Genomic DNA, 349 nt, shown 5'->3' with positions numbered 1-349 from the left:
CCGTACCGCAAACCGACACAGGTGGGCGAGGGCGAGGAGAGAATCCTAAGGTGAGCGCTCTCGTTAAGGAACTCGGCAAAATGACCCCGTAACTTCGGGAGAAGGGGTGCTCTGATAGGGTGCAAGCCCGAGAGAGCCGCAGTGAATAGGCCCAGGCGACTGTTTAGCAAAAACACAGGTCTSTGCGAAGCCGYAAGGCGAAGTATASGGGSTGACRCCTGCCCGGTGCTGGAAGGTTAAGGAGAGGGGTTAGCGTAAGCGAAGCTCTGAACTGAAGCCCCAGTAAACGGCGGCCGTAACTATAACGGTCCTAAGGTAGCGAAATTCCTTGTCGGGTAAGTTCAAGTTC

General features: G+C 55.5%; 1 rRNA gene. It reads left to right on the top strand.

The annotated features are described in order from the left end of the window. A 23S ribosomal RNA gene (locus AB4Z16_RS28185) occupies positions 1-349 on the top strand; the annotation flags it as partial.

The organism is Allobosea sp. TAF32 (assembly GCF_052113585.1).
GTDB lineage: Bacteria > Pseudomonadota > Alphaproteobacteria > Rhizobiales > Beijerinckiaceae > Allobosea.
This window is presented reverse-complemented; position numbering and strand designations above follow the sequence as displayed.